The following is a 12,021-nucleotide window of genomic DNA, read 5'->3' on the forward strand; positions in this document are numbered from 1 at the left end:
TGGTACAGTATGTTCACTCGTCTCTTTGCTGCTGAATGGCTCAAGCTCTGGCGTCGCCCCCTGGCCTGGGCGATGCTGGCGATCTTCCTCGGTCTGCTTGCGCTTTCGCTGATCCTCTGGACGCTTGTGGTGGCGCTGCACGAAGGGGCACTTGGTATCAGCCTGACGGTGCTGCGCGAGGAACAGGTGGCCGAGATCCGGCGTCAACTGAGTCTGCCTGGCATCTTTGGCATGGTGCTTGGGCAGGTCAATAGCACCGGTGGCATCCTGGCGATTCTGCTCGCTGCCGGGTCGCTCGGCGGCGATTATAGCTGGGGGACGCTGCGGAGTTTGCTGAGTCGCGCGCCGGATCGCCGGGCCTATCTGCTCGCCAAAACAATGGCCCTGCTACTCGGTCTGCTCATCGGGGTCGTGCTTGGTCTGCTCGTCGGCGTGCTGATCGCGCTCATTGCCAGCGCCTGGCTCGGGCTGCCACATACACTGAGCGTACGTGATCTGCTTGTTTTGCCGATCGGCATCGCACGAGCGCTGCTGATCATCCTGCCCTACCTCTTGCTCACCCTTGCCAGTGCTGCGCTGGGGCGTTCGACGCTCGCCGGGATTGCGGGCGGCATCGTCTTCCTCATCTTCGACATCGGCGCCGGCTCGCTCACCTCACTCGGTCTTGTCAATCCACTGATCCGCCAGGTGATCAACCTGCTGCTGCAACCCAACATCAACAGCCTGGTGATGCAAAACGGTCAACTCTTTGGCCTCGACCAGTCGTTACTTACGAATGCCCTTGACCCAACCGTGCTCCCTGCCCCCTTCCAGGCCACCCTCGTCGTCATCATCTACAGCCTCCTCTTTGGCTACACGGCATGGCGCACGATCGCCCGCCGCGACATCACCGGAGCACAATAAGCGACGTATGGATGGGGCGAAGGAGCACGTAGGGCAAAGCTCACCTTCCGAAGTAGACGACCAACAGGGTCACAGCAAAAAAGCTCAACGAGACGCCAAAGAGTTGGTACCAGCGGCGATAAGTCGCCGGGGTACAAGGGTAGGTGATCGGGCGGATGCGCAGGAAGACGAAGCCCATTGTAGCGGCAAATTGCGCAATGAAAAGACCGATCTTGAGAAAAACCCAGGTGTTCCAACCAAGATAGAACTGAGCCAGGGCAAGCCCTGAGATCATCAAACTAAGAAAGACAACATCAACCAGCTTCACCTCGTGGCGAATATAGGCACGCAGGAGTTCGCCATCAGAGGTCAGGCCATCTGGCTTGGTCAGGCGTGGCTCAAAAGTTCGGACGACCAGCAAGGATGCCACAATCGCGCCCATCCAGATGGCAAAGCAGGCGACATGGATCAAGAGCAAAGCGTGATACGCAAAAACGAACATTTGAGCTTATCCTGCCGTATCCATCGCCAGCGCGGCACTAATATCAGATCGCGTCAGGCCTTTGAACTCCTGAATACTAATGCTGCGCAAGAGGCCAATGGCAAGTAGCATCGCAACGGCTTCGAAGCCAAAGATAACCGCATAGCCCATCGCTTCAGACAGCAGACCCGTCTCGATGAGACCCGTGTGCAACGCCCCACTGAGGATATTGGCAAAACCGGTTCCGAGGCCTTGCGCCATCCCCCAGAGGCCCATATACAGCCCAACCTGGCCTTCGATAGTCATATCCATCATCATCGAGAGGGCACCGACATCAAAGAAGCCGACGCCAAGACCAATCACCAGCAACGCCGGAGTGATCAGCGCAGCCTGGTGCGTTAGACCAGCGCCAGCAACCGCAAGCAAGCCGATCGCCACCATCAGGCCACCCAGCGTCGCAATGGTCTTTTTGCTGAGCGACGTGTAGGACGAAATGATCCCCATAAGGAAGATGCCAAGCAAGGCCCCACCTCCCCAGGACTGCTGGAAGGCGGCGGTTTCCTTCTGGTTCATCCCAAAGACTTCCGCGCCGAAGGGTTCAAGGATTGCGTCCTGAAGGAAGATGCCCATCACCGCAAGCAGCACGAAAAAGAAGAAGGCCCGCACATGGGGATTCGAACTCATCAGATTACGGGCGACACGGAAGGTGCTCAGCGGTGAGGCCGACATGTCAGGCTGCGTAGCAAGCAATGTGGCTTGCTCCTCCGGTGTAATGCGGCGCTCCATCCCAATGATACCGAGAAAGGTTGTGATGAAGACCACCGCAGGCGTGAGGTTGTAAAGGCGCTGCATCGCCTCGGGATCATAGTTGGGCATCATCTGTCCCGCTACCACTGACGTGATGATTCCGCTCAGGATGATGGCGGCCCAGACCACGGCAACAACCCCGCCACGCTCTTTTTCTGTGGTAACTTCGGCCATTAGAGCATTCGAGGCACTACCATTCATTGCCATCGCAACCCCAAAAAAACCAATCAAGAGGATGGCCTCGAAGGTCGCCGCCAGGCTCCGCTCGCCAAGACCAACCGCAATTGAGGGAAGCAAGAGAAAGATGAGCGAAGCGCCCATGCCGCTGAGGAAGATGTAGGGCGTGCGCCGATAGCCAAAAAGTGCATAGCGATCAGCAAAACGACCCCAGTAGACCTGAAAGAAGGAGATGAAGTGATGCAAGCCGATCAGTGACGTGACGACAACCGCAAGCGCACCGAGATCGGCAATAGAAACGCGGTTGAAGTTAAACGTCAGCAGGGCGAACATCCAACCTGCTCCAATACGGGCGATCGAGAGGCGGATTGTCTTGAACCAAAAGCGTAGAAACCCCACGGAACCCCTCCATTTCTTGGAGTTTGGGCCGGTGTCCATCCGACCCATGTATGGTAGGTAGACAGCGAAGAACAAGGCATCAGGCAGCCGATCAGTGGCGCTTCGGGCATGATGCACGGTTCCTCAATGATAGATTGCAAATAGATCGAAAAAACCGGTCTCTTGCGAGAACCGGGGCTAGACAACAACCTGAAGCCCAAGCAGCTACGGGTGCTCAGAGGTATGCACTTTACGCCCTGGTATCCAGGCCAGCGGGTCACTGCGAGACTATCGGGGCTGAATAGGTACAGATGACAATAGCGTGGATTATAGCATACTTTTTGCAATGTCCAGTCTGTGTGCTTCGTACGCATTTCCCAGGGCTACGCTGAAAATGGGGGAACTTGGTTCCCCCATTTTCAGCGTAGCCCTGACGCAATTCCCAGGCTGCGGTACAATGCTCTAGAGCCAATACCTTGAGTCGTGTCATGCTGAGCGCAGCGAAGCATCTCTGCCATCTAAACGCATGAGACCCTTCGCTGCGCTCAGGGTGACAAACTATCGGGAAACTTCCTTGACAGACTATATCAGGAGCCACTTGATGTTTGAGCCTAATGCCGAGCGCTTTACCCCGCAGGAGATCGCGCTGCTCCAGCCCTTTGTGACCAATACCGAGCGACCTATCTTTTGCTTGCGCAATCTTCCCGAGGTGGTCAAGGGTGCGCTCTTCTCGCGCTATAGTCGCAGTACCAAAAGCCTGCGCCGCCTCTTGCTTGATGAGTTTATCAGCGAGCCAGAGTCGGGTTTCCACCTGATCGTCGCCGGGGCCGGCAATGACCCCGCTGCGCAACTGGTGGCCGTCAAGCAGGCCGAGGCTTTCTACGAGCGGGTGCTGGTTGGCTACGGTGACGATTCGGTCGCTGAACTCGGTGGTGCCCACCTTGCCTGCGAGGGCGTGAGCAATATCGCGGCCAAGGTGCTCGAAGATAGTCGGCTTGGCCTCTCGCCGCTCGAAAAGTCGACGCGCTATGTCCGCTTCGACCAGCAGGGGCCTGAGGGCTACGCCTACCTGCGCGAGCCTGCCCTTATGGCGTCGCCTTATGCCGCACGCTTCACCGACACGATGGATCACCTGTTCGGTACCTACAGTGCGCTGCTTGCCCCGGTGCAGGCGTGGGTGCAGACCCAGTTTCCTCGTGACCCGGCGACGTCGCAGCGAGCCTACGCAAGCGCGACCCAGGCAAAAGCTTTCGACCTGCTGCGCGGCCTGCTGCCGATGGCGACCTGCACCAATGTGGGGCTCTTTGGCAATGGCCGTGCCTTCGAATATCTGCTCACCAAGCTTGCCGCCACCCCGTTCGCCGAGACGCAGCAGCTCGGCCAGGCGATGCAAGCCGAACTGGATCTGGTGATCCCAGCCTTTGTGAAGCGCTCTAAAGGCGAACGCGGACGCGCCTATGCTACGTACATCGCGGCGCTCCGCGAGCGCGTCGCCGATATTGCGGCTCACATCGATGTCTCTCACCCTTCTCAGGAGGAGGTGACAGTTCGGTTGGTTGACTATGATCCTGAGGCTGAAGGGAAGATGGTAGCGGCGATCCTCTATCCTCACCTGGATCTGCCACTCACGGCCATACAGGAACGAGTTGAGGCAATGCCCGAGGCCGAGCGGGTTGCCCTGATTGAGGCCGCTCTCGGCGAGCGTGCGAGCCGCTTTCATCGTCCCGGACGGGCGTTTGAAGAGCCATACTACAGTTTTGATATCCTGGCCGACATCGGTGCGTACCGCGATCTGCAGCGCCACCGGGTGCTGACCCAGGAACGCCAGCACTTCACGGTAGCGCATGGGTTCGTCGTGCCACCCGAGCTTGAGGAGGTTGGGGTGGCCCATATCTACAGCGCTGCCTTGCAACAGGCCGCCGAGGTCTGCATCGCGATGCAAGCCGAGTTTCCGCACGAAGCCCAGTATGCGGTTCCTTTCAGCTTTCGCGTGCGCTGGCGGATCAAATTGAATTTGCGCGAGGCCTATCACCTGATCGAACTGCGCAGCGCACGCCAGGGGCATCCCTCTTATCGCCAGATTGCCCAGGCGATGTTCCGCGCAATCAGCGCCGTTCACCCGACGCTCGCCAGAGGCATGCACTTTGTCGATCAGAACGACTATGGCCTAGAGCGGCTCACCGCCGAGCAGCGCCTCGATCAGAAACGCCAGGCGCAGGAGGGGTAGGGTGTTCTTGTCGTCATCATGCGGATGAGGCCAGCCCCCCATGCTATAATCTCATGCACAAGAAAGAAGCCGTAGCTATTGTGGGGAGGAATAGTGCTGTGCGTCATTTTCTTCGGCTTGTAGCAGTACTCGCCTTGCTTCTGCTCCTTGCTGCTCCAGCGTTTGCGCAAGGACGCATTCTCATTACCGATCCGAACGCCCGCCTGGATCGTGGCGAGGTTGAGCAGGCGGCTCGTCCATTGCTGAATCGCGGGGCCACTGTTGCGGTCTATATTGTGCCCGATGGTGATGCCGATGATTTTACCGAACGTATGATCGATGATGGTGTTGGGCGTCCCGATGGGACGATGCCAAATGCGTTGATCGCGATCTATGTGGCCGAGAACCCACCGTATAGCGATATCGCCTATGGCGATGATTGGGCGCGTGCGCTTGGCATCAATGAGAATGCTGAGGCGATCCGCAGAACCGAACTAAACCCTGGCCTATCGGCAGGCGATTTTACCGGTGGGGTGGTGAGCGCGCTCGGGGCGATCGAGAATGCGATCGTGAATCCGCCAACCCCCGGTGGCGGCACAACGGTCAATTTTGATCCCACACCGGTTGTGCTCGGTGTGGGGGGGCTGGCCGCTGCCGGGGCCGGGGCGTTTGCGTTTACGCGCCGCCGCCGTACCGCGCAGGCCCGCGCTGCCGCGCAGCAGCGCCTCAAGGATGCCCGCGAGAAGGCCAGTCTCAAGATTACTGATCTTGGCCAGCGCTTCCGTAACGTCGACGAAAAGGCGAAGTTTGATGCGGTCTCGTATGCCAAAGCCGATGTCAAACGCCTTGAGACCATGCAAAAAGCCGTGGCCGCCAATTTTGTCAAGGCGCAGCAAGCCTTCAAAGAGACCGGTGACCAACTCGATCGCCATGAAAAACCAAGCAATGCGCAGCTTGAAGAGGCTGCCGTGCAGTACGATCAGGTGAGTGTCACCTGCGATACAGTCAGCGATGAACTGGCTGTCATCGAGCAACTTCGCCGTGAGCTTGATGAACAGGCGCGTCTTGCGCAGGAGGAACTCGACCGCGCAAAAAAAGCCTGACCGACGCTACCAACCGTCTTGCGATCCTGGGCGATGCGATTGCCGATCCCGAGGCCGCCCTCGCCCCGATTAGTACAGAGGTTGCACGTGCGACCGCCGCAATGAAGTCGTATCAGGCTCCAGAAGCGACGGCAGCCGCCAAGGTAGCGTCGGAACAAGCGCACATTTTGATCGCGCTGACCAACCAGTTTGCTGGCATTCTTGCCGATATGGCCGCTGAACGTACCGCCGCCGAGGCGGTGCTCGCCGAGGGCTATCGCCTCGATCTGATGCACGAGGCCCTCGAATTGGCCGAGACGTCGCTCGGTTCTGCCGCCGATGCGCTGCAATCTCAGCAGTATGATACCGCCCGCGATCAGCTTGGCATGGCCCAGGCGAAACTCGTTCAGGCCGTTGCTTCGGGCAGCGGCGCACCCGCGCTCAGGGCCGCCAATGTTGCCCGGCTCACGACGATCCAGGCTCGTGGTGAAGCTGCGGCCCGCAAGATTGCCGAGGGCCACGAGGCGTTTGATCAGGTGGATGAGTTCGCCGAGACTAGCTGGAGCGATATTCAGGGCAATGGTAGCGAGGCCGAGGCCGCCGCCGACCGCGCTCACGAGCATTGGGAACGCGCGCAGCAACAGAATTCGATGGAGGTGCAGGCGTTTGTGGCCGCAGGCGAGCAGCTTGATGCCGCCGAGCAGGAACTCACCTATGTCGATCAGTTGATTGAGGCGATCATCACCCGCCTGCAAGACCTTGAAACGGCCCGTGCTTCGGCGCGTGAGTTGCTGGAAGAGGCCGAACGCAGCATCGAGGCTGGCCTCGCGTTTGTCAAGGCCAACGATCCCGATGTCAGCAAAGCCCCCGAGCAACAGTTGCACGAGGCTGCGCAACAGCTTGCCGTGGCTCAGCAAGAGGCTGCTCAGGCGAAACCAGACTGGTTGCGCCTCGCGACCGCTGCTACCACCGCCGATCGCCTGGCTGATGCAGCGCTGGCATCGGCACGCGGCGAAGCCGAGTCGATGGAGAAACTCCGTCAGCAGGTCGAGAAACTCGGGCCGCTCGTCAGTGGCGAGATCAATAAGATCGCGCGCTTTATCAATCTGCACGGCAACGATATTCAGGCCACAACAACTGCGTCAGTCAAAGCACTCGTGCAACGCTTTGAAGAGGCGCAACAGGCGCACAAACAGGCCGGAACCTGGGAAGAAGACCGGCGACGCACAGCCTTCAAAGAGGCGCTCGAAGCCTATAGCCACGTCCAGACCGAAAGCAGCGTGGTCTATCAGGCTGCGCTCGCCGATACCCAGCGCCTTGAACAGTTGCGTACCGACCTCAATAGCACCCTGACTGAGGCACGCACCGCGCTGGAAGAGGCCGAACGCCTGGCCCAGCAGGCCGGCAAGCGGACGCCGTCGGGGGCAAAAAAGCAAGTTACGCAGGCCCGCGCCCGTTTTGATAAAATCCGCTTGCCGATTACCGGCGAGGAAGAACTGAAACAGACGATTGAGGAGGCAAAGGCCATTGCGAAAGAAGCCCGGGAGGCTGCCAATGAGATTCGCAGCCACACCTCACGCCCCTCAGGCGGTGGCGGCGGTCTTGGCCCCGTGATCATCATGGGCGCAGGCCGACGCGGCGGCTGGGGTGGCTCGGGCAGTTGGAGCAGTGGATCGAGTAGCGGGAGCAGCGGCTGGGGAAGCGGCGGGCGTTCGGGCGGGAGCTTTGGGGGCGGGCGTTCCGGTGGGAGCTTTGGTGGTGGTCGCTCGGGCGGTGGTTGGTAGCATATCGAACGCGGCTGATAAGGGGCAGGGTTGCCCGTATACGTCATCAGGTAACTATTCACACGTGTCCTGGGAGAGAGGGGGTCCCGCCCTCGGGATGCCTTCGAGGGCGGGACGCCCTCGCTCCCAGGCTTGCCTGTTACCCTACATGTGAATATTTACATCAGAAGAGCCAAGCAGAGGAGCTTATGGAGACAACGCAAGGGAGCTATGTCAGTGGGACGAGTTCACAGCCGCTGCTCGGTGAGACGATTGGGTCGTGTTTTGATCGCATTGCGGCGCGGTTTCCCGCGAACGAAGCCCTGGTCTGCTGTGCGCAGGGGCTACGGTATACCTATGCTGAGCTCAAAACCGAGGTTGATCGTTGTGCGCGTGGCTTGATGGCGCTCGGCCTGGTCAAAGGTGATCGCGTCGGGATCTGGGCCCCGAATCGCGCCGAATGGGCGATTACCCAGTTTGCGACGGCCAAAGCTGGCCTGATTCTGGTCAATATCAACCCGTCCTACCGTCTCCACGAGCTCGAATATGCCCTGAGTCAGTCCGGGTGTCGGATGCTCATCATTGCGCCCCAGTTTCGCACCAGTGACTATGCTGCGATAATGTATGAACTGGTGCCTGAATTGAACGAAGCTTCACCAGGGCAGGTGCAAGCGGCCCGCCTCCCCGAGCTTCAGATGGTCGTGCGCCTCGGTGACCAACGCTCGCCGGGCATGCTGACCTGGGCCGACCTGCTAGCCGCCGCTGAGCAGGTTAGGCCCGAAGACCTGCAGATCCGTCAGGCCGAACAGCAGTTTGACGATCCGATCAATCTTCAGTACACCTCGGGCACGACTGGCTACCCCAAAGGGGCCACGCTGAGCCATCACAATATCCTCAATAATGGCTATTTTGTCGCCGAATTGATGGGCTTCACCGAGCAGGATCGCCTCGTTATTCCGGTGCCCCTTTACCACTGTTTTGGCATGGTAATGGGCAACCTGGGCTGTCTTACCCACGGGGCGACGATGATCTATCCGAGTGAAGGCTTCGAGCCTCTGGCCGTTTTGCAGGCCGTGGAGACCGAGCGTGCGACGGCGCTCTATGGGGTGCCGACGATGTTCATCGCCGAGCTTGAGCATCCCGACTTCAAGCGCTTCGATCTTACCAGCCTGCGCACCGGGGTGATGGCCGGGTCGCCCTGCCCGGTCGAAGTGATGCGCCAGGTGCAGTCGGTGATGCATATGCACGATGTCGAGATCTGCTACGGAATGACCGAGACCAGTCCGGTCAGTACGCAGACCCGCATTGGCACCCCGCTCGAAAAACAGGTCAGTACCGTCGGTCAGGTGCATCCGCACGTCGAAGTCAAGATCATCGATCCCGGTAGCGGACGGATCGTGCCGCATGGGGAGACCGGGGAACTCTGTACCCGTGGGTATAGTGTGATGCTCGGGTATTGGAACAACGACGAGGCGACGCACAAAGCGATTGACCGCGCTGGCTGGATGCATACCGGCGATCTGGCGGTAATGGACGAAGAGGGGTATATTAATATTGTCGGGCGCATCAAGGATATGATTATTCGCGGCGGCGAGAATGTCTATCCCCGCGAAATCGAAGAATTTCTCTATACCCATCCCAAGATCAGCGATGTGCAGGTGATCGGGGTGCCCGACCGTCGCTACGGCGAAGAGATCATGGCCTGGGTGAAACTCAAGCCCGGTGTGACCGCTGATGAAGAAGAGATCCGTGCCTTTTGTCAAGGCCAGATTGCTCACTTCAAGATCCCTCGTTATGTCAAGTTTGTTGAGGCTTTTCCGATGACGGTGACCGGCAAGATCCAGAAATTCTTGATGCGACGGCAAAGCATCGAGGAACTCGGCCTTTTCGACGCCGCCGCAATGAAGACAGCATAAGGAACGTTGCATGGCAAAATCTCCGCTGGCAATGGCGCTTGCCAAAGTCATTATCGCTGCGGCCTGGGCCGACGGTGAACTCGCGCTTGATGAGGTCAATAGCCTCAAGAATCTGCTGGCCGAAATGGGCCAGAACGTCGGTTCCGACGAGATGAGTCTGACGATGCAGGACTGGGCGCAACTCGATATCTACCTCTATTCGCCGGTCGGACCGGAGGAGCGCACCCGCTTGCTCGGAGAACTCGCAGCCAACCTACGTGGCCCGGCTGATCGTGCGCTGGCGCTCGAAGCCCTTGATCGCCTGCTCGCCGCTGATCGGGTCGTCACCGAAGAAGAGCGCACCGTCGGCGATGAGATTCGTCAGGCGGTCATGCGGGCCGATGCTGGCCCGCTCGCCGGGATGGGGGCGCTCTTGCGGCGTACCTTTGGCATCAAAGCCCGTGGCCCCAACCGTGAACAGCATCTCGATGAGTTTCTCAACAACCGTGTCTATTATGGGGTGCGTGTCCGCCTCGGCAAAGCCCCCGAAGAAGACCTGGGCATTCCAGCCGACGAGGCACGCAAACTGGCGCTTGCCGGGGGCATTCTCGCCACCATTGCCCACGTCGAGGCCCCCGTCAGCGAGGCCGAGCGCACGCGTATCGTGACCGCCCTCAAGCATGGCTGGGAGATCAGCCACGAACGCGCCGAGCTCGTCGCCGAGGTTGCGCTTGCCGAGAGCGCCGACGATCAGCTTGATCCCTATGTCATGACCTACGAATTTGCCCAGCGTACCACGATTGCCGAGCGTGTCCGCTTTCTTGATGCGCTCTTTGCCGTTGCCGCCGCCGAGGGCGGCATCAGCAGCGAAGAGAGTGCGACGATCAGTCGCCTTACCAACAGCATCCGGCTGGAACAACGCCATTTTGTTGAAGCAAAGCGCAAAGCGCTTGGTGAAGGATAGACGTTGCAGTTCCTTGTGCTTGTTCTTACCACGCTCTGGCTGACGGTGCTGACCAGTCCCCTGCTGGCCTGGCAACCGCTGCTTCAGGCAACGCCACCGCAGCAGTCAGAGCGTCGTTTTGTCCTGGGTTTATCAGCCCAGGGGCGCCCGATCGAGGTCGTGCAGTTCGGTGACGGGCCGCGCAAGCTCGTTGTGGTCGGCAATACGCATGGCGGCCCCGAGGCGAATACCTATCGCCTGACGAATGAGTTGATCGCCCATCTTGCGGCCAATCCCGAGCTCGTGCCGCCGTCGGTGCGCCTCTTTCTCATTCCCTCGCTCAACCCCGATGGGCTTGCGCTCGGGTGGCGGTTTGATGCGGCCGGGGTTGACCTCAACCGCAACATGAATACTAACCTCGACGCCTGCTCCGACAATGATTGGCGCCAAACGGTCTTTGGAGCGTATGGGCTGATCGCCGAGACCGGCGGGCCGTATCCAGACTCGCAGGTCGAGGTGCGCCTCTTGCGCGCCTTTCTCTTTGATGCAGCCGGGGCGATCTTTCTCCACTCCAATGCAGGCCTGGTCTTTCCCGCCTCGTGCGAGCATGCCCCGTCGATCGCGATGGCCGAACGGTATGCCAATGCCGCCGGCTATCTCTACAGCCGCTACTGGCCGCTCTACGCCATCACTGGGGGCATGCACGACTGGGCCGGGAGCATGGGCATTGCCGCGATCACCCCCGAATTGATCACTGGTACCGACAGCGAATTTGCCCAGAATCTTGCGGGCCTGCTGGCGGTGTTGGAAGATCCGGACAAGCTGTTGCCGTTACCTGAGGATGGCGAGGTAGCAGGCCAAACGATCCCCGCTCCCCTCTACCGCTACTGGCGTGCGCTCGGGGGCGAGGCTCAATTTGGTGTGCCTCAGGGTCCGGCGCGGCAGATTGCCGACGAGGTACGGCAGCGGTTTGCCACGGTTGAACTCGTGATGGACAACGAGCAACGTGACACCATCTGGTTTGTGCAACCAGCACCACTTGGCAGTCGTGCCGCCACGAGTCGGGCCTATGGCGGCGCCGATGCCCTTGTGCCGCTCACCGAAGCCGGCGACGCCCTGGTCTTCCCCGAGACAGGCCATCGCCTCCGTGATGGCTTTCGTGCCTTCTGGCAACGCGAAGGCGGCTTGATGGCCTTTGGCCTCCCGCTCTCGGAAGAATTTCGCACAATCACCGCCGATGGGCAAGAGCGTACGATCCAATACTTTGAACGAGCGATCTTCGCCTACGCCCCCGAAGACGGCACCATTCGCCTCGAACCACTCGGCCTGCGTGAAGCAACGCTAGAACGCATGGCCCTGCCTGCCCGCCAGATGGCGCGGTAAGTCTTTTCCATAAATACTTCAGGT

At 59.7% G+C, this 12,021-nt stretch carries 9 protein-coding genes; 7 read left to right on the top strand and 2 right to left on the bottom strand.

The genetic code is table 11. The features are described from left to right. Positions 1-9 precede the first annotated feature (9 nt). A complete protein-coding gene (locus tag EYB53_RS01080; protein WP_135475824.1) occupies positions 10-903 on the top strand; it encodes a DUF2705 family protein in 894 nt (297 codons plus the stop codon). Positions 904-943: 40 nt separating this feature from the next. Here EYB53_RS01080 and EYB53_RS01085 read toward each other — a convergent pair whose 3' ends face one another. Continuing rightward, the gene (locus EYB53_RS01085; RefSeq protein ID WP_097655168.1) at positions 944-1,384 is read right to left on the bottom strand and encodes a hypothetical protein; all 441 of its coding nucleotides are present in this window, start codon (positions 1,382-1,384) and stop codon (positions 944-946) included. Between the two features lie 6 nt (positions 1,385-1,390). Beyond that, complete coding sequence (locus EYB53_RS01090) at positions 1,391-2,746, bottom strand: BCD family MFS transporter (protein WP_135475827.1); 1,356 nt, start codon at positions 2,744-2,746, stop codon at positions 1,391-1,393. A 580-nt stretch (positions 2,747-3,326) separates the two neighbouring features. On the opposite strand from EYB53_RS01090, the gene EYB53_RS01095 reads away from it, so the two are divergent. From EYB53_RS01095 to EYB53_RS01120, 6 genes are all read left to right on the top strand, one after another. Next, entirely contained in the window at positions 3,327-4,952 is a 1,626-nt protein-coding gene (locus EYB53_RS01095; protein ID WP_135475829.1) for an FAD-dependent thymidylate synthase, read from the top strand. Positions 4,953-5,050: 98 nt separating this feature from the next. Continuing rightward, entirely contained in the window at positions 5,051-6,034 is a 984-nt protein-coding gene (locus EYB53_RS01100; protein ID WP_135475831.1) for a hypothetical protein, read from the top strand. 101 nt (positions 6,035-6,135) lie between these two features. Then, entirely contained in the window at positions 6,136-7,797 is a 1,662-nt protein-coding gene (locus EYB53_RS01105; protein ID WP_167857189.1) for a coiled-coil domain-containing protein, read from the top strand. A gap of 188 nt (positions 7,798-7,985) precedes the next feature. Then, entirely contained in the window at positions 7,986-9,692 is a 1,707-nt protein-coding gene (locus tag EYB53_RS01110; protein WP_135475835.1) for an AMP-binding protein, read from the top strand. 10 nt (positions 9,693-9,702) lie between these two features. Beyond that, positions 9,703-10,635, top strand: coding sequence for a tellurite resistance TerB family protein (locus EYB53_RS01115; protein ID WP_254150818.1), 933 nt, complete (start codon positions 9,703-9,705; stop codon positions 10,633-10,635). Between the two features lie 3 nt (positions 10,636-10,638). After that, on the top strand, positions 10,639-11,997 hold the full coding sequence (locus EYB53_RS01120; RefSeq protein WP_254150819.1) for a M14 family metallopeptidase: 1,359 nt from the start codon (positions 10,639-10,641) through the stop codon (positions 11,995-11,997). Positions 11,998-12,021 lie beyond the last annotated feature (24 nt).

This window comes from Candidatus Chloroploca mongolica (assembly GCF_004762035.2).
GTDB lineage: Bacteria > Chloroflexota > Chloroflexia > Chloroflexales > Chloroflexaceae > Chloroploca > Chloroploca mongolica.

Excerpts from the sequence above, each read along its gene's own strand:
- EYB53_RS01080 (WP_135475824.1), top strand. The coding sequence starts at position 10 with ATGTTCACTCGTCTCTTTGCTGCTGAATGGCTCAAGCTCTGGCGTCGC.
- EYB53_RS01085 (WP_097655168.1), bottom strand. The coding sequence starts at position 1,384 with ATGTTCGTTTTTGCGTATCACGCTTTGCTCTTGATCCATGTCGCCTGC.
- EYB53_RS01095 (WP_135475829.1), top strand. The coding sequence starts at position 3,327 with ATGTTTGAGCCTAATGCCGAGCGCTTTACCCCGCAGGAGATCGCGCTG.
- EYB53_RS01105 (WP_167857189.1), top strand. The coding sequence starts at position 6,136 with ATGAAGTCGTATCAGGCTCCAGAAGCGACGGCAGCCGCCAAGGTAGCG.
- EYB53_RS01110 (WP_135475835.1), top strand. The coding sequence starts at position 7,986 with ATGGAGACAACGCAAGGGAGCTATGTCAGTGGGACGAGTTCACAGCCG.
- EYB53_RS01115 (WP_254150818.1), top strand. The coding sequence starts at position 9,703 with ATGGCAAAATCTCCGCTGGCAATGGCGCTTGCCAAAGTCATTATCGCT.